Below are 21207 nucleotides of genomic sequence, written 5' to 3' on the forward strand. Positions count from 1 at the left end.
TAAACTGGTTCACATGATGTTACCAATGGCCCGTCGTTCATGAGTGTGTTGTCGACCATGGTCTTTGCGGACATCTCGGGCAGCACGGCACTGTATGAGGCGCTGGGCAACGAGCGGGCCACCGAAGCCGTCACCCAGGTCACGCAGTGGATCGGGGACACCGTGGAGTCGCACGGCGGGCGCGTGGTCAAGAAGCTGGGCGACGGCGTGCTGGGTGTCTTTGGCGATGCCTCCAGTGCGGTCTCGGCCATGGCGACCATGCTGCGCCAGCACCAGTCCCGGCAGGACCGTTGGCCGCAGCCCTTGCGCATGGACATCCGGGTAGGGGTGGCCAGCGGTGAAGTGGTGGATGTGGATGGCGATTGTTATGGCGATGCCGTCAATGTCGCGTCCAGGCTGTGCGAACGTGCCGGCCCCGCCGAAATCTGGGCCACCGAGACCACGGTGCTGCTGGCGGGCACGGCGCCCGACGTGTGGTACCGCAAGCTCGGCATGATGGATATCCGTGGCAAGGCCGAGCTGCTGATGCTCTACCACGTGGAGTGGCGCGAGGACGAAGCGCCCGACTCCCTCACCATGCAGGCCGCCCTGGTCAGCAACTTTGCGCCGGCGGATTCCATCCTGGGGCAGATCCAGTTTTCATGGCACGAGGTGGACCGCACCTTCACCTCAGCAGATGCCCCGGTGATGGTGGGCCGTGCCCAGCACGCCCAGCTGTGCATCAACGACCCCCGTGTATCGCGCCTGCATGCCCGCATCGACTGGCGCAACAGCGGCTTCGTGCTGACGGACATGAGCAGTTTCGGCACCTGGGTGCGGTTCGAAGGCAGCGAATCGCCCGTGCGCCTGCGGCGCGATGCCTGCATCCTGCATGGCGCAGGGCACATTGCGCTGGGCGTATCGTTCAGCGAACCCAGTGCGCCGGTCATGAGCTTTCATGTGGCAGACGGCAGTGTGCACCTGAGCTGAATGCACGCGGCTGGCGGCCTGCGTGGCGTGGCGCCTGTGCAGGATGGCCTGTTACGGGCGTGCATTTGCTACCCACAAATTCCCCACAGCAATACCAATACCAACGGCAGGAGACAAGATATATGGCATGGATGAAACGCACAGCCCTGGGCCTGGTGGCTGCGGCGCTGCTGGCAGGCGCCGGCGCCGCAGTGTATGTGCAGCGCAGTTTTGCGCAGCTTGACGGCTCGATTGCGGTGGCGGGGCTGGGCAATGCCGTGCAGGTGCGGCGTGACGGCGCCGATGTGACGCATATCCGCGCCCAGAGCCCACAGGACGCCTGGTTTTCCATGGGCTACGTGCATGCGCAGGAGCGCACCTGGCAGCTGGAGTTCAACCGCCGCGTGATGCATGGCCAGCTGTCCGAAGTCTTTGGCCCCGCCACGGTGGAAACCGACAAGCTCATGCGCAGCCTCGACATCATGGGTGCGGCCCGGCGCCAGTACGCCGGTTTGCCGCTGTATGCCCGGGAGGCATTGCAAGCCTACAGCCGGGGCATTCAAGCCTTCCACAACAATCGCCCGCAGGCCTTGCCACCGGAGTTCCATGTGCTGGGCGTAAAGCCCGGGGGCGCGCAAGGCGCCGTGTGGGAGCCCGAAGACAGCGTGGGCTGGGCGCTCATGATGGCGCTGGACCTGGGCGGCAACTGGGGCAACGAGTTTGCAAGGCTGTCCGTGGCCAAGACCCTGGACACCGACCGGCTCTGGCAGCTGATGCCACCCTACCCGGGCGAGCCACCGGCAGCCTCTGCCGATCTTGCGGCGTTGTACCGCCAGCTGGGCGTGTTTCGCGCCGGCGGTGCCGTCCCTGTGGCTGCGGCATTGCCGCCAGAGCGGCACGAAGGGCCGCTGTCGCGCCAGATCAGCGCGGGCATGCTGGCCTGGGCTGATGAGCTGACCCGCAGCGCTGGCACCAACGAAGGCAAGGGCAGCAACAACTGGGTGCTGGCTGGCACGCGCACCGTGAGTGGCAAGCCCCTGCTTGCCAACGACCCGCACCTGGGCCTTTCGGCACCGGCCATCTGGTACTTCGCGGGCATGCAGGCGCCGGCCGGGCAGGCGTCAGACGGTACCCCCATTGCGGCCATTGATGTGGTGGGCGCCACCCTGCCGGGTCTGCCGTTCGTGGTGCTGGGCCGCACCAACCGTGTGGCCTGGGGCTTTACGAACACCGGGCCCGACGTGCAGGACCTCTACCTCGAACAGATCAACCCCGCAGACCCTTCGCAGTACCGCACGCCGCAAGGGTGGGCGCCGTTCACGGTCCGCGAAGAAACCATCCGCATCAAGGGCGCCCCCGATCTGGAGCTGAAACTGCGCAGCACCCGGCACGGGCCCGTGCTCAGCGATGTGCAAAAGGTGCACGCCGAGGTGCTGGACCTGGGCAAGTACGTGCTGGCGCTGCGCTGGAGCGCGCTGGATGCGGACAACCAGACGGTGCTGGCGGGCTTGCAGACCAACCAGGCCCAATCGGTGGATGAGCTCTTTGAGGGGCTGTCGCACTACCACTCGCCCATGCAAAGCGTGGTGGCGGCCGATGACCAGGGCCGCATCCGCTTCAAGGCCGTGGGGCGCGTGCCGCTGCGCGATCCCGCCAATGACATTCGCGGCGTGGCCCCATCGCCCGGCTGGGATGCGCGCTACGACTGGACAGGCTGGCTGCCCTATGCACAGACGCCAGAGGACGATGGCGCCAAAGGCTGGGTGGCGACCGCCAACCAGCGCATTACGGCGCCAGACTACACGCACTACCTGACGCAGGATTGGGCGTTGCCCTACCGCTACGAGCGCATTGAGCAGCTGATCGGCGCGACTGAGAAGCACGACGCGAACAGCATGCAGACCATCCATAGCGACGTGACATCGCTGGCCACGCGCCGCCTGTTGCCGCATCTGCTGCAGGCGCAGTCCACGCACCCGCTCGCCGCAGCCGCGCAGGTGCAGCTCAAGGGATTTGACGGGGTCATGGATGCCAACGCGGCCGCCCCGCTGGTGTTTGCGGCCTGGACGGATGAACTGGCCCGCGGCCTGATCATCCCGCGCATCGGCGAAGACCGGTTTGCCGCCACCTATGGCAAGCGCGACTACCGCGCCGGCATCGAACGCATGCTGGAGCGTAACGACCCGTGGTGGTGCCAGCCCACCACCTGCGCCGAGCAATCGGCGGCCGCCCTGGGCCGCGCGCTGGACCGTCTGCAGGCCGCCTACGGCGCCGACCCCGCGCAATGGCGCTGGGGCGCGGCGCACCCGGCGCTCAGCGCGCACCGGCCTTTTGGCAATGTGGCCGCACTGGCCCGGTATTTCGATGTGAGCGTGCCATCGCACGGCGACTCGTACACGGTGAACGTGGGCCAGTACAACGCGGGCGAGGCCAAGGGCCCGTTTGTGAACCGGCACGCGGCATCGCTGCGCGCGGTGTATGACCTGGCAGACCTGGAGCAGTCCCGCTTCATCTACCAGACCGGGCAAAGTGGGCTGGTGTTCTCACCCCGCTATCGCGACATGAGCAGCGCCTGGGCGCAGACCGGCTACCGCGCCCTGCAGCGCACTCCCGCCACCTGGGTGCACCAGTTGACGCTGGCGCCCGCTGCCAAGTAACCCACCTCTTTTGAATGTCAGGACATTTATGCAGTTCGTTCCATTGATGGAAGTGACCCGGGGTGGCATGGTCGAATGCCAGCACTGGGGTGCGGTGGCGGTTGTCAACCGCGATGGGCGGGTACTGGCCCGGGTGGGCGACCCGTATGCGGTCACGTTCACGCGCTCGACGATCAAGGCATTTCAGGCGCTGCCGTTCATGCAGTCGGGTGGCGCCCGTGCACTGGGCTGGGGCCCGGCAGACCTGGCGCTGCTGTGCGCCAGCCACAACGGAGAGCCCATGCATGTGGAGCAGGTCGACCACATGCTGGGCACCGTCAATCTCACCTACAAGGCCTTGCGCTGCGGCTGCCACGTGCCGATGTTTGCCGCACTGGGGCTGCCCGGCCTGCAGTTGCCCGCAGGCTTTGTGGCCGATGAGCGCCACAACAATTGCAGTGGCAAGCACGCGGGGTTTGTGGCGCACTGCGTGCAGCAGGGGTGGCCGCTGGAGGATCACTTGGCGCCAGGCCATCCCTTGCAGACTGCAGTGCGTGAAAGGGTTGCGCATGCCGTGGGGCTGGAGCCGGAGCAGATGGCTATGGGCACCGACGGTTGCTCGGCCCCCAACTACGCGATGCCGCTGGCCCACCTGGCCCGGGGGTACGCCCGGCTGGCGGGTGGCGCGCCCGACACCGATCTGCACGAGAGCCTGACGGCGCTGGCCGATGCGATGGTGGCCCGCCCCGAGCTGGGCTCTGGCACCGGCCGCCACGACCAGGACTTCATGCGCATCGGCCGGGGCGACTGGGTCTCCAAGACGGGCGCTGACGGCGTTCAGACCGTGGGCAGCCGAAGCCGCGGCGAAGCATTCGCCCTCAAGATCATGGATGGCAACATGGTGGCGCAGGTGGCTGCTGCGGTCGAGGTGATGGACCAACTTGGCTGGCTGGACGACGCGCAGCGCGATGCCCTGGCGCCGCGCCGGTCTGCGCGCATCATCAACGCCCGGGGCATCGAGGTGGGCGGGCGCAGGCCCGTGTTCCGGCTGAAGACGGCCTGACGCGCCGCGCCATCTCCCCGGTATCCCGGTGGAAGTTGTGGGACTCAAATTTCAAGTAAAAAGTGCCTGAAGCGCTTTATGGATAAGCGCTGGCAGCTGCAAATAATGTAGCAAACGGTTCCGTGTCAGGCAGCACGTACACCACGCCCTGGGTCTGCCCGAAGACAGGGGCGATGAGCTGGTCGTAGAACGCCTCGGGCGCGTTCACGCAGCCGTAGCTGATGCGCTTGTCCCGCACGCCCGGGCTTGCAAGCCGCTGCAGGCGGCGTTCTGCGGCATGCACGCTGCGAACGCGGTGCAGCGAGACAGCCGATTCGTAGTCGATCCACACAATGTCTTCACCGCGCAGGTTGCGGCCGGGCTCCGTCACAAACCGGCCAGCGGGCGTGGTGCGCTCTTCCGGGCGAATGTGCGACAGCGGCCGCTGCCCGATGTCCGGCGCAGACCGGTCACCCAGCGCAGCGCCCAGCAGCACCGGCGCACTGCCCAGCCATTGCGTCCGCGCCGAGAACACATGGATGCGGGCCGCAGGCTTGTCGATCACGGCAAAAGGCATGCTTTGGTGGTCGCCCGTTCCGACGGCCCAGCGCACCAGCTTGCGGGCCGTGGGCGAGGCGTCCTGTGGCAGCGCCAGGGCGCACACCGGTGTCATCAGCGCCAATGCCGCTGCGCTCAAGGCGACACGGCGGTTTACGGTCCTGCAAAGCATGTATGTCTTCATCCATGGGGCCGTGCCCCCTGCACAGCCGTTGAAACCTGCACCACGCCAGGCCAGAGCACCGGGCGTGTCTCGATCGGGGCAGGGCGCCGGGAGTGAATCAGGGGGCTTCCTTCGGCAGCCAATGACCCCAATAATGCCTGCACCCGCGACTCTTGCGAAGCCATGCGCTTCGGATTGCCATGTTTGAACGCCTCCGCAAAGCACTTGGTACGTCTGGCAACACGGGTCCCGTTCCGGGGCGGCCCGTCTCCAACCGCGACGTTGCCCGATGGGCGGTTGATCAGCGGCTCGCCATTGTGACGCACCCCACCGAAGGGCACTTCGACCTGGGCGGAGATCTCCATGGTCACCCCTGGCGGCTCGAATGTGGTGTGCCCACACGCGACTACGTGCACGGGCTGGAGCTCAGGGGGCGGGCCGATGTGGGCGCCGACATGGACGCTGCCGTCATGGTCATCAACCGGCCCTTGCAGGAAACGCTGGAGAGCACGGCCTACGACGCCATCACCGACACGCTGCAGACCACGGTGGACTCCAGCCTGCCGGAGGAGATGCGCTGGCTTGCGATGTACGAGGAGATGGTGTGGCCGGGCTTGCCCGCATCGTTCCGGGAACACTTTGCGGTGGTGGCTGAGCGCATCGAGTTCGCGCAGCGCTGGATTCATGCTCCGGTGGTTTCGCAACTGCTCAATGCCGTGGAGGGTGAGGGCGCCACGGAACGCGCACGTGCACCGCTGGTGCTGATGCTGGTGCGCGGCCGGGTCTACCTGCGCATGGAGCACGCCGAGCGCAGCCTGGCCGAAATTGCACATGCCAGGCAGCTGCTGCTGGTGGCAGGGCAAGCCGCCTTGCAGAACCTGCCACCGATGTCAGTGGCAGGGCCGGACGACGGGTCGGCGCATTAGGCCCCCAACCCTGCTGGCGCGCGGGTTCACCGGCGCCAGCGCTTTTCAGGAGCCGCGTGTGACGGGCACGCTGGCATCGCGGCCGTAGGTGCTGTACTTGCCCAGCTCCCACTTGGCAATGGCGTTGCGGTGCACTTCGTCCGGACCGTCGGCAAAGCGCAGGGTGCGCGCACCGGCGTAGGCGTAGGCCAGCGGGAAGTCATCGCACATGCCGCCGCCGCCGTGCACCTGCATGGCCCAGTCGATCACCTGGCAGGCCATGCTGGGGGCCACCACCTTGATCATGGCGATCTCGGTCTTGGCGACCTTGTTGCCCGCCACGTCCATCAGCCAGGCCGCCTTGAGCGTGAGCAGGCGGGCCATGTCGATCTTGCAGCGGGCTTCGGCAATGCGCTCTTGCGTTACCGTCTGCTGCGCCACCGTCTTGCCGAAGGCCACGCGCGACGAAGCACGCTTGCACATCAGCTCCAGCGCACGCTCGGCCAGACCGATGAGGCGCATGCAGTGGTGGATGCGGCCGGGGCCCAGGCGCCCTTGGGCAATCTCGAAACCGCGGCCTTCGCCCAGCAGGATGTTGGAGACGGGCACGCGCACGTTCTCGAACGTCATCTCCACATGTCCGTGGGGTGCGTCGTCATAGCCCATCACGTTCAGCGGGCGGATGATGGTGATGCCCTTGGCGTCGGCAGGCACCAGCACCATGCTCTGCTGCGAGTGCTTGGGCGCGTCAGGGTCCGTCTTGCCCATGGTGACGAACACCGCGCAGCGCGGGTCGGCCGCGCCGGAGATCCACCACTTGCGGCCGTTGATGACGTACTCGTCGCCTTCCCGCGTAATCCGGGTTTCGATGTTGGTCGCGTCGCTTGATGCCACATCGGGCTCGGTCATCGCAAAGGCCGAGCGGATCCTGCCTTCGAGCAGCGGCTTGAGCCAGCGGGCCTTGTTGGCCTCGTCGCCGTAGCGGGCGATGGTTTCCATGTTGCCCGTGTCGGGGGCAGAGCAGTTGAACACCTCGCTGGCCCACTGCACGCGGCCCATGATCTCGGCCAGGGGTGCGTATTCCTGGTTGGTGAGGCCCGCGCCTTCGTAGCCCGAGGCGGCTGCGCTGTCCACCGGCAGGAACAGGTTCCACAGGCCAGCAGCCTGCGCCTTGGGCTTGAGGTTCTCGATGGTGTTCAGCGCGCTCCAGCGCTTGCCGGCCACCGTGTTGGCGGCCAGCTCGTCCTTGTACGCGGTTTCGTTCGGATAGATGTGGTCATCCATGAACTGGAGCAGCTTGGCCTGCAGTTCCTTGGTTTTGGGCGAGTAGTCAAAGTCCATGGGTTTCTTCTCCGTTGGTAATCGTGGGGCGGCGCTGGGGGGGGCGTCGCGTGTTCAGCCGCGCTGCGCGAACGACCAGGCCAGTTCGGCCATGGGCCGTGCGGTGTCGCCAGAGGCTTTCGCCTGGGCGCTGGACGCTGTGCCGGCCTCCACGCGCTTGGCAATGCCTTGCAGGATGGCGGCGATGCGGAACATGTTGTAGGCGAGGTAGAAGTTCCAGTCCGCCCGCAGGGCGTCGGGGGTGGCGATGCCGGTGCGCTCGCAGTAGCGGCGGATGTAGGTGTCTTCGTCGGGAATGCCGAGCGCGCCCAGGTCCAGCCCCGCAATGCCGCGCCCCAGCGGCGCAGGAATGTGCCAGCTCATGCAGTGGTAGCTGAAGTCCGCCAGCGGGTGGCCCAGCGTGGAAAGCTCCCAGTCCAGCACGGCAATCACGCGGGGCTCGGTGGGGTGGAACATCAGGTTGTCCAGGCGGTAGTCGCCGTGCACGATGGACACATGGCCCTCGTCCCGCGCGCTCGCGGGCATGTGGGCGGGCAACCACTCCATGAGGCGGTCCATCTCTTCGATGGGCTGTGTGATGGAGGCCACGTATTGCTTGCTCCAGCGGCCGATCTGGCGGTCAAAGTAGTTGCCAGGCTTGCCGTAGCTGGCCAGGCCCCGGTCTGCAAACTTGACCGTGTGCAGCGCTGCGATCACGCGGTTCATCTCGTTGTAGATGTCCCCGCGTTCAGCGGGCGTCATGCCGGGCAGGGATTGGTCCCACAGCACGCGGCCCTGCATGCACTCCATCACATAGAAGGCACGGCCAATGATGGATTCGTCTTCGCACAGCACAAACATGCGCGGCACGGGCACGTCGGTGCCGTACAGGCCGCTCATCACGGCAAATTCGCGTTCAATGGCATGCGCCGAGGGCAGCAGCTTGGCCACCGGCCCGGGTTTGGAGCGCATCACATAACTGGCACCGGGCGTGATGAGCTTGTAGGTGGGGTTGGACTGCCCGCCCTTGAACATCTCCACCGTCAAGGGGCCCGTGAACCCTTTCATGTTCCGGGTGAGCCAGTTCGTCAGCGCGTCGATGTCAAAGGCGTGCTGATCGGAAACAGGGCGGGTGCCGACGAAATGGTCAAAGTTGCTCATGAAGGATCGGAAAGTTTCATTCAGTCAGTTGTCGGATTCGGCAATGCGCATGAGCGCTTCGCGGTCGCGCACCACCAGGCCGCCCGGCTCGATGCGGATGGCGTCCTCGCGCTCCATGGCCTTGAGTTCCTGGTTCACCCGCTGGCGCGATGCGCCCAGCAGCTGTGCCAGTTCTTCCTGTGCCAGCTGCAGGCCAATGCGCATCTCGCTGCCGTCGGACAGGCTGGGAACGCCATAGCTGCGCACCAGGTGCACCAGCTGCTTGGCAAGGCGCGAGCGCAAGGGCAGGGTATTGAGGTCTTCCACCAGCCCGAACAGCTGACGGATGCGCCGCGCATGCAGGCGCAACATGGCTTCGTACAGCTCGGTGTGCGCGGCCAGGATCTTCTTGAAATCGGCCTTGGCCACACAGAGGATGGTGGTGTCGCCATGCGCGTAGGCGTCGTGCGTGCGCCGGTCCCCGTCGAAGATCGCCACGTCGCCAAACCAGATGCCCGGCTCCACGTACGTCAGCGTGATCTGCTTGCCCGAGATGGAGGTGGAGCTCACCCGCACCGCGCCGCGCGCACACGCAATCCATTCCTCGGGCGGATCTCCGCGTGCGGCAATGAGGCCGCCGTCCTTGAAGCGTTTGACGTAGGCACATCGGAGGATGTCGTGGCGTAGAGAGGGAGAGAGAGATGAAAACCAGCGACCGGAGTTGATCGCTTCACGTTCTTCGATAGTAAGAATCGGGTCGTCCATGGCCTGTCTTTTGCGTGACTTGAAACCGGTCCATTGTCGCGTCAGGGACCTCGGCGCTACGTCAGGGTTGTCACCTGCGTGTCTGTGCGTAGGCCATAAAAGAACCCCCGGGGCTGGGGTCAGCGGGCCGGGGGTGCATGTTGGGCGTGGTGGAGGCGCTAAACGTAGCGGGGCACGCGTTTTTCAAGGAACGCCGATATGCCTTCGCCGCCGTTCGAATGGTGCAGGTTCTTCACAAAGTGGTCGCGCTCGTGCGCCAGGTGGTGAGTGAGCTGGGCGTGGGGTGCTTCGTTCAGCAGCTCCTTGATGCTGGCCAGGGCGTTGGGCGCGCGCGCATTGAGCTGCTCGGCCAGCGCCAGGGCGGCATCCAGCGCATTGCCGCTTTCTGCAATGCGGTTGACCACGCCGAGCGCGTGCAGGCGTTCTGCGCCGATGCGGTCGCCACACATCAGGATCTCGGTGGCCACCTGGCGGGGCAGGGCGTGCGACAGGCTCCAGCTGGCGCCGCCATCGGGCGAAAGCGCCACGTTGCTGTAGGCCATCACAAACACCGCGTTGCGGGCTGCCACGATGAAATCGCAGGCCAGCGCCAGCGAAAAGCCTGCCCCGGCCGCAGCGCCCTCCACGGCCGCAATCACGGGCTTGGGGTAGGTGCGGATGGTCTCGATCCAGTTGTGCAGGCCTTCAATGCTCTGGGCCTGCACCTCCGGGGCTTCCTGCCGGTTGGCCAAAAGCCGCTGCAGATTGCCGCCGGAGCAGAACATGCCATCGGCGCCCGTGATGACAACGCTGCGAATGTCCGGGCTGCTTTCGGCCACGCCCAGCGCCTCCACGCCCGCCGCGTACATCACCGGGTCGATGGCGTTGCGCCGCTCTGGGTTGCGAAGGGTCAGGATCAGTGTCTGGCCCTGGCTGGTGCTCTGGAGTTCTGCAGGCATGGCGGTCTTCGGTGGAGTGGCCGGGGTGCTGGGCGTTCAGGCTTCTTCGACGTGGCTCAGGCTCAAGCCAATGGCTCCCCGCCGACGCAGCCAGGGGCTGGGGCGGTAGCGCGTGTCGCCATACACGGTCTGCATGTTGAACAGCACCTCCAGGATGTTGGTGGGACCCCAGCGGTCGCCCATGGCCAAGGGGCCGAGCGGGTAGCCCAGGCCCAGGGTCACGGCGGTTTCCAGATCCTTGGGGGAGCAGATGCCTTGCTGGCAGATGTCGCTGGCGATGTTGACGATGGTGGCCACCACGCGCTGCGTGACAAAACCACCGCTGTCGCGGATCACGCTCACGGCCTTGCCGTCGCGGGCAAACAGCGCATGCGCTGCGTTGCGGATGTCCACGCGGGTGGCGGGGTTGGTGACCAGCACGCGGCGCTTGGTAGCGGCGTCGTCGATCAGCATGTCGATGCCGATGGTGCGCGCCGGGTCCAGGCGCTCGACCACCGCCACGGTGGTGATGTCAAACCCCAGTGGCGCGACCAGCGTGATGGCCTGGGGCGAGGGCGACTGGCCCGTTTCGATGGTGGCGCCCAGGTCCTTGAGCAGCTGGTACAGCTCGGCACGGCGCGCAGCGCGGGGCGAGACCCACACGGGGGGAATCTCGGCCACCACGGGCGGTGGTGCTTCCGCGGGTATCTGCGCCACGCCATCCACATAGCGGTAAAAACCTTCGCCCACCTTTTTGCCCACCACGCCGCCCGCCAGGCGCTGCGCGGTGATCACGCTGGGGCGAAAGCGCGGCTCGTCGTAGTACTGGCGGTAGATGGACTCCATCACCGGGTGGGACACGTCCAGCGCTGTCAGGTCCATCAACTCAAAGGGGCCGAGCTTGAAACCGACCTGGTCGCGCAGGATGCGGTCGATGGTGGCAAAGTCGGCCACGCCTTCGCCCACGATGCGCAGGGCTTCAGTGCCAAAACCGCGCCCTGCGTGGTTCACGATGAAGCCGGGTGTGTCTTGTGCCTGCACGGGCGTGTGGCCCATTTCCCTGGCGTACGCGGCCAGCGCAGTGCACACGGCGGGCTCGGTCTTGAGCCCTGCAATCACTTCCACCACCTTCATCAAGGGCACCGGGTTGAAGAAATGAAAGCCGGCAAGCCGCTCCGGACGCTGGAGCCCGGCACCAATCGCGGTCACCGAGAGCGAAGACGTATTGGTGGCCAGCACGGCATCGCTGCGCACCACCGCCTCAAGCTCTGCAAAGAGCTTTTGCTTGACATCCAGGCGCTCCACGATGGCTTCCACCACCAGGTCACAGCCTGCAAGTTCAGATGCTGCCAGCACCGGATGCAAACGCGCCGAAAACTCCGCCGCCTGCTTCGCAGTGATGCGCCCTTTGCCCGCCAGCTTGTTCCACTGGTCCTTGAGGGCGCTCAAGGCCGCGTCCGCTGCACCGGGATTGGCGTCCAGCAGAAACACCTGGCTGCCCGCCTGTGCGGCGATCTGTGCAATACCCCGGCCCATGGCGCCGGTACCCACGATGGCGATGTTCGGAAACTGAATTTTCATAGCGCCATTATGGCTCTGGCGTTGCGCGGGAGTTATGTGCAAGAATGGGCCGCGCTGAAAATCCGAAAATATTGTGAAAATTCGTAACGCCATGATGGGGGCCAGTCTGTGGGTGGTGGCCACAGGCGTATCTGCATTGTCTTTGGGCAGCAGCCGCGGCGCTGTGGTCTTGGGTGCGCCGGTGGACTTGTCCTTTGATGTCCAGCCGGACCCGGGCACCGATATCGCCTCCGCCTGCGTCACGGCGCGGATCATGGCTGGCGAGACGGCCGTTGGCGACGCCAGGGTGCGCGTGACGCCTCTTCCCGACATGCGTGGCCGCCCCTCGGCGGTGAGGGTTCAGGCGGCGATTGCGGTGGATGAGCCCGTTTTGACCGTCACCCTGTCTGCCGGGTGCGCTGGCAAGGTCACACGCACCTACACCTTTTTTGCAGAGCTTCCGAACTCGGTAGCCCGATCTGCCGCCCCGGTGGATGTCTCGCAGCTTCCCTCGGTTGAGCGGACCGGGGCTGAAACGTCGCGCCCGGCCCAGACCGCGGCCAGTGCACGTGGCGCCACCGCAGCCGCAGCGCCAGCAGCGCCCCTGGCACCGCCGTCCGCCCCGCCATCGTTACCCCCTGCCAGCGCCGCTGCCCCGGTTGCGCGGGCAGCGCCGCCGATTACCCCGGCGTCGCCCCGGGCACAAGGCCCAGCGCGCCCCGCAGAGCGCAGCCGCGCACGTGCGCAGACCGCAGCAAGTGCACCCCCGGCAGCAAAGAAGACACCCGCAGCATCCGCACCTGCCGACCGGCCCCGTCTGGTGGTCGAGTCGCTGGACCTGTGGACGGACCGCCCCGTGGCGCTGCGCAGTTCCCCCGAGCTGCTGACCGTGCCGTCCGACCAGCCCTCGGCCGAGCGTGCACAGGCTGCAGCGATGTGGCGGGCGTTGAACGCGCCCCCCGAAGAATCCGCTGCGCAGACAGACCGGCTCAGCGCCCTGGAGGCGGATGTGGCGGCATTGCGGGCGCAAGCCGCAAGTGACAGCGCCCGCGCTGCACAGCTGCAGCTGCAACTGGAGCAGGCCGAGAACGATCGTTTCCCGGCCACCGTGGTGTATGCGCTGGCCGCCGCGGTCCTGCTGGCGTTGCTGCTGGTGTTGTGGGCCTGGGCCAGGCTGCGCAGTGCCTCTGAAAGGGCGGTACGCTCGTGGCGCGACTCCGTGGCTGCGCTGGGCGGAGAGGACGTGATGGCGGAGCACGGTGCGGCACTGGGCCTCGCCCCGGAGCCTAGCGATGACTGGGTGGCTTCCGACGAATTGTCGGGCCCCAGGGCGCCTTCGCCGGACTCCGCTGCGGCGCCACTGGCGCCGCCGTTTGTGGCCACCGCCCCGCTGCCCAGTGCGCCGTCGCCCCTGAAGGCCACGCCTTCAGAGCCGCCTCCCGCCGCAGCGCCGCAGGCCCCGCTGCACATCGTCAGCCCCGAAGAGCTGTTCGACATCCAGCAGCAGGCGGAGTTTTTTGTGTCAGTGGGCGAGCACCAGCAGGCCATCGAAGTGCTGAAAAAGCACATTGCCGAGCGTGGAGCGACATCGCCGCTTGCCTATCTGGAGCTCTTGCGGCTGTACCACACGCTCAGCCGTGTGGAGGAGTTCTCGCAACTGCGGGTGCAGTTCATGCAGTCGTTCAATGCACAGGTTCCGGAGTTTTCGGGCTTTCATCGCACGGGCCGCATGCTGTACCACTACACCGACGCGCTGGCCGAGATCGAGGAGGCGTGGACGTCTCCCGCGGTGGTGATACTGCTGGAAAAGCTGCTGTTCAAGCCAGACGGTGTGGAATCGCAAGAGCCGTTTGATCTGGCCGCCTACGATGATTTGTTGCTGCTGCTGGCCATTGCGCAAACCACGCCCCCCAGCGCACGCGGCGCCCCTGCGCCCCGCAAGCGCACCACACCACTTGCGCCGCCCAGGGATGAAACCCAGGTGCTGCGTCCTTCCCCACCATCGGCCATCATGGCCGCTGCAGCCCCGGCCGACTCTCTGGCTGGTGGCCTGGACTTCGACTTTGATGCGCATCTGCCCACCGCTGTGGACTTGGCTCCCCGGGCGTCTGCAACTACGGCTCCCGCTGCCCTTCAAGCTCCATCACGGGGCGCGCCGCTGGATCTCGACCTCGATCTGTCGGAGCCTCCCCATCTCACCCTCAGCGACCTGCCGCCCGCGCCGGTGACAGCGCCTCCGGCGCAGGGGCAACCGGTGGGTTTCGGCATGGACAACGACCTGATGGAACTCCGGCTGGAACTGGAAAAAAAGATCCCCGGCAAGTGACGATGGCAGCCGCCTGATGCCTGCCCGGGCATTCAGGCGCTCTGTCAGGTTTCGTGGGGCATACCGCCTGCCTTCAGGCTCTGCATCAGCTGCGCAGCGGCGACCTCTGCATCTGGCGCGTTCACGATGGCGCGCACCACCGCCACCGATCCCACGCCGGTGGCCAGCACCTGCCCAAACTGCTCGGCGCCGATGCCGCCAATCGCCACCTGGGGGTAGTGCCGCATCAGCCGCGTATACACCCCGAGCCGCCCCACACCTTGCGGGGCCGTGGCCATTTTTTTCAGCGTGGTCGGAAACACCGCACCCATGGCGACGTAGCTCGGGCCCACCGCGTCCGCGCGCACCATTTCGGCATAACCGTGGGTGCTGACGCCCAGGCGCAGGCCCGAACGGTGCAACGCCTGCAGCTCGGGAGCACTCAGTGCGTCCAGGTCTTCCTGGCCCAGATGTACGCCATAGGCACCGGCGTCGATGGCCGCGCGCCAATGATCGTTGATGAACAGCAGCGCGCCCGTGCCCTGCACGGCCGACACGGCCGAGCGCACTTCGCGTTCGATGGCGGCCGGGTCGTCGGACTTGAAGCGCAGCTGCACCGTGGGCACCCCCGCGCGGGCCATGCGGCCCACCCAGGCAGCGTCGGGCAGCACGGCGTAGAGGCCCAGGTGGTGGGGGCAGGGCGCAAACTGGTGGGCGCGCGGCAGTGGCTGCAGCCCGAAGTCCTCAGGGGCGTCGGGCCACGTCTCGGGCTGGGCCGCGCCGGTGCGCAGGGCGCGGGTCTGCCAGGCGCGGGCCAGGCATTCGGCATCGTGGGCGATGAAACCCAGTTGGCTGCAGGCTTGCAGCGCGGCCAGGTAGACGGGCTCCTGCGAGGTGGGAGCAGGCACCGGCTCGGGTGCAAAACCCGCAAAGGTGGCGGCGTGGTGGCTCAGGATGGCGTGCGCCAGGGCGGTGGTGTCATGCATGGGCGTGGTGCCAGAAAGGGGTGCCCAGCACGGGGGTGCTGGGCTGGGCGGCGTCTTGTGCGGCCATGGCACCGGCCAGGCGGGCTGCGCGCCCGCCGCTCACGGCATCGGCAAATGCACCGGCCATGGCCACCGGGTCTTGCGCCAATGCAACGGCCGTGTTCAGCAGCACGCCGTCATAGCCCCATTCCATCACCTGGCAGGCGTGGGACGGCAGGCCCAGGCCCGCGTCCACCAGCATGGGCACGTTCAGGCGCTCGCGCAGCGTCTGCAGGGCATAGGGGTTGACCGGGCCGCGCCCGGTGCCGATGGGCGCGGCCCAGGGCATCACGGCCTGGCAGCCCACGTCCACCAGGCGCTGGCACAGCACCAGGTCTTCGGTGCAATAGGGCAGCACCTGAAAGCCTTCCTTGATGAGGTGCTCGGCCACACCCACCAGGTTCAGTGTGTCGGGCTGCAGGGTGTAGTCGTCGCCAATCAGCTCCAGCTTGATCCACGGGGTGTTGAACACCTCGCGCGCCATCTGGGCGGTGGTGATGGCCTCTTGCGCGCTGTGGCAGCCGGCGGTGTTGGGCAGCACGGGCACGTTGAGCTTGCGCAGCAGCTCCCAGAAGCTGCTGCCGCTTTCGGCCGGGTTGCTGCCCTGGCGGCGCAATGACGCGGTGACCATGGCGGGCCGGGCGCGCAGCACGGCGGCTTCGAGCACGGCGGGCGAGGGGTAGCGCGAGGTGCCCAGCAGCAGGCGGCTGTTGAAGGTCTGGCCGTACAGCACCAGCGGGTCTTGTGGCGTTGGAGTGGTCATGGATTTACTATTGTTTTGATAGCTGTTGGCGCTTTATGGATAAGCGCTGGAGGCCATTTTTATTCAAATCTTGTGTGCGGGATCAACCCCCGGTCACGGGCGAGATGATTTCCACGCGGTCGCCGGGCTGCAGCGTGCGGGCGGCGTAGCCGGTGTTGGGCACGAAGGTGGTGTTCACGGCCACCGCAAAAGGCGGGCGTGCATCGATGGCGGCCACGGCGTCGGACACGGTGGCGCCGTCGGGCAGCTCGTACGGGGTCTGGTTGATGGTGATGTTCATGCGAGGGCGGCAGCAGCGCGGGTGGCGGGCGCAGGTGTGGGGGCCAGGTCCAGCGCGAGGTCAAAACGTTGCGAAAGCTGCGATTGTCCCGTGTTCAGCACTTCCAGGGTCACATCCAGCATGGCGGGCGCAATCATGAAGCCGTGGCGGTACAGGCCGTTGATCTCCAGCACACCCGGGCGCGGCTGGCGGATGGCGGGCAGGTTGTCGGGCAGCGTGGGGCGGCACTGCGTGGCCAGCTCCAGAATGCGGCCCTCGGCGAAGCCGGGGTGCACGGCGTAGGCGGCAGAGAGCAGTTCCAGCGTGGAACGCACGCTGGCGGGGGACATATCGTCGGATTCGATCTCGGTCGCGCCAATCACGAAAAGGTGCTCCTCCTTGGGCGCGATGTAGATGGGGTAGCGCGGGTGCACCAGCCGTGTCGGGCGCTGCAGCGTGACATCGGGTGCGTGGATGCGCACCACCTCGCCGCGCACGCCGCGCAGTGCGCTCCACTGGCCCCTGGCGCCCAGGCCCCGGCAGTCCAGCACCCAGTCGGGCTGGCCGGGGGCGCCGGGTGCAAAGGCCTCGGGCGACTGGGGGCTGTGCCAGTGCGTGCGCACCGACAGCCGCTGCATTTCCACCACCAGGGCGGCCAGCAGCTGCCGGTTGTCGAGCTGGCCTTCGCCGGGCAGGTACAGGCCCTGGGCAAAGCGGTGCGCCAGCGTGGGCTCGGCCTCAGCCAGGGCCTCGCTGCCCAGCTTTTGCAGGCGGGGCAGCTCGGGCACGGTGTGCTGGTTGGCCTCCAGCTGGCGCGTCAGGCGCTGGGCTTCGGCCGCGTCCTGCCGGTGCCACACGATCAGCGTGCCCGCCTGCTGGAAGAACACAGGCTCGGCCAGAGGCGCCAGCAGCTGCGGCCAGCGGGTGAGGGCATGGTGGCCCATGCGCACCACGCCGGGTTCGGTGATGGCTGATTCGGCCAGGGGCGCCAGCATGGCGGCGGCCACCGTGGCGGCCGAGCCTTCGGCAGCCGGGCTGCCCGCGTCGTGGATGTCCACGCAGTGGCCCTGGCGGGCCAGCTCGACCGCCAGCAGGCGGCCCATGAGGCCTGCGCCCAGGATGGCAAATGAGGAGGGTGGCAGTGGCATAGTCGTTATGTTCTGTCCGTGTGCTGCAGGCGAGGCGCGAGCAAGGTGCATGGGGACAAAACGGGGCTGTGCCGCTTGAAAGGAAACTCCCCACGCCAGCATGACCTGGATCGGGTAGCGGGGCCATGCAACTGTGTGCGCGGGAGCCCCAGGGTATTTCTCAGTCGCACACCAAAATGGCGGGACACCCCTGTTTCGTCCGGAAAAATCAATTACAGCACAAGCTCGCACCGCTCTTTTTGCGCTAGCGCATAGGCCATAATTTTTGCCATGACTTCTTTGATCCCGCCGTCCTCCACGCCGCCTCTGCTTTCTACACGCCGCTATGTGCGTGTGCTCTCCATCGCAGGTTCTGACAGCGGCGGCGGCGCGGGCATCCAGGCCGACCTCAAGACCTTTGCCGCCCTGGGCTGCTACGGCATGACGGCCATCACGGCCATCACGGCGCAGAACACCTGTGGCGTGACGGGCATCCACGGCATTCCGCCCGAAATGCTCAAGGCCCAGATCGACGCTGTGGTGCAGGACATTGGTGTGGATGCGGTCAAGATCGGCATGCTGCATTCGCCCGAGGTGGTGCGTGTGGTGGCCGATGCCATCCGCACCTACCAGCTGCCCCATGTGGTGCTCGACCCCGTGATGGTCGCCACCAGTGGAGACCGGCTCATCGCTGCAGAAACCGTGAGCGTGCTGGTGCAGGAGCTGTTTCCGCTGGCCGAGATCATCACCCCCAACCTGGACGAGGCCGACTGGCTGCTGGGGCGCAGCATCAAGGGCGTGGAAACACTGGACGAAGCCGCGCAGGCCCTGTGCGCGCTGGGTGCACGTGCGGCGCTGCTCAAGGGCGGCCACCTGCCCGGAGACTGGGTGGTGGACGTGCTGGCCACCCGCAGCGGCGTGCGGCAGCGGCTGGAGTCCGCACGCATTGCCACACCCAACGGTCACGGCACGGGCTGCACCCTGTCGTCGGCCATTGCGGCACACCTGGCGCAGGGCCTGCCCTTGCAGCAGGCGGTGGAGCGCGCGCGGGCCTACATCCTGGGCGCCATTGCTGCAGGGGCTGATGTGACCACCGGCCGTGGTCACGGCCCGCTCAACCACGGTTATGCGCCCGTGGCGCAACTGGTGTTTTAGAAATTGGCTTTTTTTGGGCTCTAGCGCTTATAAATAAAGCGCTGGCAGCTCACAATTCAATAGCGTATCAACGGGCTCTTGGCCGTGTGGCAAAGGCCAGCGCAAAGCTGAACGCCAGCGCCGGAAGGGCCGACCCCGCACCCGGAAGCACCTTGGGCGCCAGGTGGTAGACCGCAATGCCCACCAGCCAGATGGTCACCGGCACGACATTGACCTTGCCCGCTGCCGCCAGCAGTGCGGGCGCGTTCGTGCCAAACGCCAGGCGTCCCAGGATCACGCCAAACAGCGGCACAAACACCGAACTCAGCAGCAGCAGGAACGGCTCCAGGCTGTGCATGGGCAGCACCAGTGCGAGGCCGGTACACACCGCAGCCACCACCAGGCCCCAGGCACGCACGCTCCAGCGCGGCATCAGGCTGTGGGCCGACACGGCGCCCGAATAGGTGTCGCCATAGGCGTTGTCCACCTCGTCGATCAGGATCAGCGACAGCGCGATCAGCCCGCCCTGGGCCAGCAGCAGCGCCTGCACCAGATCCTTGCTGGGCAAGGTCAGCGCTACCAGCACACCCAGCGTGTAGCACCACATGTTGGCCAGCGCATAGCCGAGCCAGGTGCCACGCAATGCGGAGCCGCCGTTCCTGCCGTGGCGCGCATAGTCCGCCACCAGCGGCAGCCAGGAGATGGGCATGGCGATCACCAGATCCAGCGCAGGGAACACGCCCATGCCACCCGCGCCCTGGCGGTTCCACAGCGCATCAAACCCCTGGGCCTGCGCCAGTGACAAGCACTGCCACGACAGCCACAGCAGCGACAGCACCACCAGCGGCAGCGCCACGCGCGCAATCACCTTGCGCACCAGCTGCACCATCGAGCCGCTGATGAGCAGCATTACCACGCCGCCCCACAGCAGCGTGGCCGCTACCTGCCAGTGCGCACCGGCCATGCTGCCCGACTGCTGACCAATGGCCACGGTGGCATCGCGCATCACCACCAGCTCGAACGTGCCCCAGCCCACCAGCTGCACGATGTTCAGGATGATGGGCAGGCTGGCAAAGGTGCGGCCATACACCGCGTGCATCAGGCCCGCGCTCGCCAGCCCGCTGTCGCAGCCCAGCTTGGCCACCCAGCCCAGCAGGCCCGCGCCCACGATGGAGCCGGCCACGATGGCGATGAGTGCCTCTTTGGTGCCCAATGCGGGCATCAGGTACGCGCCCACCTGCATGACCAGCAGGCCCACGCCTAGGCTGAACCAGAGCGAGGCGTGGTCATGCCACTGGAAGACGCGGCGGTCGGGGGAGACGGGGGCCAGCGCTTCGTTGTGGGAGGGCGCGGCGGGCGATGAGGACATGGAATGGCTCCGTAAGCAGATACAGAGCAGGGGCGGCCCGCCGGTGCGCCCTGACGTGTTCAGAGTCGCAATGTGGCGAACTTGCTTCCCTGCGCGAGGATGATCTCAATCAGGTTCAAAGGGACTCTCTCAGTCGAAGTGGGCCAACCCGCTTCGACACCCCTAGCGGTAGCACTTGCAAAAGCAGTGCGCTGCGGATTGTAGTGGCGTGGCTGCGTGCCCGGTCAGGCCGCAGCGGCGGCGGGCGACACACCCAGCAGCTGGTGCAGGCGCGGGCTGGTGGTGGTGTATTGCAGGGCCACCTTGTCGCCCTTGAGTGCCTCGGCCGCGCCAAAGGCGGCCAGCGTGGCTTCGTGAAATCCGCACAGGATGAGTTTGCGTTTGCCGGGGTAGGTGTTGATGTCGCCCACGGCGTAGATGCCGGGCACGCTGGTGCGGAAGGCCTCGGTATCCACCACCAGTTGCTTGCGGTCCATGGCCAAGCCCCAGTCCGCAATGGGCCCGAGGCGGGGCGAGATGCCCAGCACAGCCACCAGCAGGTCCAGCGCCAGGGCGCGGCTGCTGCCATCGGCGTCCACCATCTGCAGGGCGGTCAGCTGTTCACCCGTGGTTTCGATGCCGGTGATCTGTGCGGCCTCGACGTGGATGCGGCCCGCATCGCGCAGTTGCTGCAGGCGTTGCAGCAAGGCTTCGGGCGCCTGGAACACATCGCGGCGGTGCAGCAGGCTCACGCGGGCGGCCTGGCCTTGTTCGGCCAGTTCCACGGCGCGGGCCACGGCGGGCTCGTCGCCGCCGTGCACGACGACGTGGCGCCCCGCCACATCCGCAGTCGCGGGCAGGTGTTGGTAGTGGACCTGGTTGCCCACAAACCGCTCGATGCCGTCCACCTTGAGCGTGCGCGGCACAAAGGCGCCCACGCCGGCGGCAACGAATACGCTGCGGGCCAGCAGCTGTGCACCTTGCGAGGTTTCGACCAGCAGGCGCCCATCGGCCTGCACGGTGAGTGCGGACACCAGCGTGTTCAGGTGCCACTGGGTCTTGAACGGCGCAATCTGCTGAAGCAGCAGACTGGCCAGCTCGCGCCCGGTGCACACGGGGATGCCCGGGATGTCGTAGATGGGTTTGTCGCCGTACAGTTCGACGCACTGGCCACCCGCATGGGGCAGGGCGTCGATCAGGTGGGCGGTGATGCCTTGCAGGCCCAGCTGGAAGACCTGGAACAGGCCCACGGGCCCCGCGCCGATGACGACGGCGTCGGTTTCTTGAATCAT

18 protein-coding genes and 2 riboswitches are annotated in these 21207 nt (G+C 66.9%); of the genes, 6 read left to right on the forward strand and 12 right to left on the reverse strand.

The genetic code is table 11. The features are described from left to right. Positions 1-39: 39 nt before the first annotated feature. The 3 genes from AAFF19_RS11725 (at position 40) to AAFF19_RS11735 (ending at position 4647) form a co-directional block, all read left to right on the forward strand. Positions 40-969, forward strand: coding sequence for an adenylate/guanylate cyclase domain-containing protein (locus tag AAFF19_RS11725; RefSeq protein ID WP_182119232.1), 930 nt, complete (start codon positions 40-42; stop codon positions 967-969). A 122-nt stretch (positions 970-1091) separates the two neighbouring features. Further along, on the forward strand, positions 1092-3605 hold the full coding sequence (locus tag AAFF19_RS11730) for a penicillin acylase family protein (RefSeq protein ID WP_342720227.1): 2514 nt from the start codon (positions 1092-1094) through the stop codon (positions 3603-3605). Between the two features lie 28 nt (positions 3606-3633). Beyond that, entirely contained in the window at positions 3634-4647 is a 1014-nt protein-coding gene (locus AAFF19_RS11735) for an asparaginase (protein WP_034693561.1), read from the forward strand. A 76-nt stretch (positions 4648-4723) separates the two neighbouring features. On the opposite strand, the gene AAFF19_RS11740 is transcribed toward AAFF19_RS11735, so the two are convergent. Then, complete coding sequence (locus AAFF19_RS11740) at positions 4724-5299, reverse strand: hypothetical protein (protein ID WP_342721848.1); 576 nt, start codon at positions 5297-5299, stop codon at positions 4724-4726. Between the two features lie 248 nt (positions 5300-5547). Between AAFF19_RS11740 and AAFF19_RS11745 the strand changes: the two genes are divergently transcribed. Next, positions 5548-6273 carry a hypothetical protein gene (locus AAFF19_RS11745; RefSeq protein WP_342720228.1) on the forward strand — a complete coding sequence of 242 codons (726 nt, stop codon included), beginning with the start codon at positions 5548-5550 and terminating at the stop codon, positions 6271-6273. 45 nt (positions 6274-6318) lie between these two features. On the opposite strand, the gene AAFF19_RS11750 is transcribed toward AAFF19_RS11745, so the two are convergent. From AAFF19_RS11750 to AAFF19_RS11770, 5 genes are all read right to left on the reverse strand, one after another. Beyond that, positions 6319-7593, reverse strand: a complete 1275-nt coding sequence (locus AAFF19_RS11750) for an acyl-CoA dehydrogenase family protein (protein WP_182119229.1) — start codon at positions 7591-7593, stop codon at positions 6319-6321. 54 nt (positions 7594-7647) lie between these two features. Further along, entirely contained in the window at positions 7648-8733 is a 1086-nt protein-coding gene (locus tag AAFF19_RS11755; RefSeq protein WP_342720229.1) for a phosphotransferase, read from the reverse strand. Positions 8734-8757: 24 nt separating this feature from the next. After that, a complete protein-coding gene (locus AAFF19_RS11760) occupies positions 8758-9477 on the reverse strand; it encodes a Crp/Fnr family transcriptional regulator (protein ID WP_008904169.1) in 720 nt (239 codons plus the stop codon). Between the two features lie 158 nt (positions 9478-9635). Beyond that, positions 9636-10415, reverse strand: a complete 780-nt coding sequence (locus AAFF19_RS11765) for an enoyl-CoA hydratase (RefSeq protein WP_342720230.1) — start codon at positions 10413-10415, stop codon at positions 9636-9638. Positions 10416-10451: 36 nt separating this feature from the next. Continuing rightward, positions 10452-11975 (reverse strand): 3-hydroxyacyl-CoA dehydrogenase, encoded by a 1524-nt coding sequence (locus AAFF19_RS11770; RefSeq protein WP_342720231.1) that lies wholly within the window; start codon positions 11973-11975, stop codon positions 10452-10454. Positions 11976-12048: 73 nt separating this feature from the next. Between AAFF19_RS11770 and AAFF19_RS11775 the strand changes: the two genes are divergently transcribed. After that, positions 12049-14280, forward strand: coding sequence for a hypothetical protein (locus tag AAFF19_RS11775; RefSeq protein WP_342720232.1), 2232 nt, complete (start codon positions 12049-12051; stop codon positions 14278-14280). Positions 14281-14324: 44 nt separating this feature from the next. Here AAFF19_RS11775 and AAFF19_RS11780 read toward each other — a convergent pair whose 3' ends face one another. The 4 genes from AAFF19_RS11780 to AAFF19_RS11795 form a co-directional block, all read right to left on the reverse strand. Next, a complete protein-coding gene (locus AAFF19_RS11780) occupies positions 14325-15245 on the reverse strand; it encodes a thiamine phosphate synthase (RefSeq protein ID WP_182119226.1) in 921 nt (306 codons plus the stop codon). Continuing rightward, a complete protein-coding gene (locus AAFF19_RS11785) occupies positions 15238-16047 on the reverse strand; it encodes a thiazole synthase (RefSeq protein ID WP_182119225.1) in 810 nt (269 codons plus the stop codon). The genes AAFF19_RS11780 and AAFF19_RS11785 overlap by 8 nt, the downstream gene beginning before the upstream one ends. 82 nt (positions 16048-16129) lie before the next feature. Continuing rightward, positions 16130-16327, reverse strand: coding sequence for a sulfur carrier protein ThiS (thiS, locus tag AAFF19_RS11790; RefSeq protein ID WP_182119224.1), 198 nt, complete (start codon positions 16325-16327; stop codon positions 16130-16132). After that, a complete protein-coding gene (locus tag AAFF19_RS11795; RefSeq protein ID WP_182119223.1) occupies positions 16324-17454 on the reverse strand; it encodes an FAD-dependent oxidoreductase in 1131 nt (376 codons plus the stop codon). Before AAFF19_RS11795 ends, thiS begins: the two co-directional genes overlap by 4 nt. Positions 17455-17524: 70 nt before the next feature. Continuing rightward, positions 17525-17656: riboswitch (TPP riboswitch) on the reverse strand. Between the two features lie 68 nt (positions 17657-17724). Here AAFF19_RS11795 and thiD point away from each other — a divergent pair. Beyond that, entirely contained in the window at positions 17725-18588 is an 864-nt protein-coding gene (thiD, locus tag AAFF19_RS11800; RefSeq protein ID WP_182119222.1) for a bifunctional hydroxymethylpyrimidine kinase/phosphomethylpyrimidine kinase, read from the forward strand. Between the two features lie 67 nt (positions 18589-18655). Here thiD and AAFF19_RS11805 read toward each other — a convergent pair whose 3' ends face one another. Further along, positions 18656-19936, reverse strand: coding sequence for a cytosine permease (locus AAFF19_RS11805; protein ID WP_342720233.1), 1281 nt, complete (start codon positions 19934-19936; stop codon positions 18656-18658). A 69-nt stretch (positions 19937-20005) separates the two neighbouring features. Beyond that, positions 20006-20110, reverse strand: a riboswitch (TPP riboswitch). Between the two features lie 50 nt (positions 20111-20160). Beyond that, entirely contained in the window at positions 20161-21207 is a 1047-nt protein-coding gene (locus AAFF19_RS11810) for an NAD(P)/FAD-dependent oxidoreductase (protein WP_342720234.1), read from the reverse strand.

It is taken from the genome of Acidovorax sp. FHTAMBA (assembly GCF_038958875.1).
Lineage (GTDB): Bacteria > Pseudomonadota > Gammaproteobacteria > Burkholderiales > Burkholderiaceae_C > Acidovorax.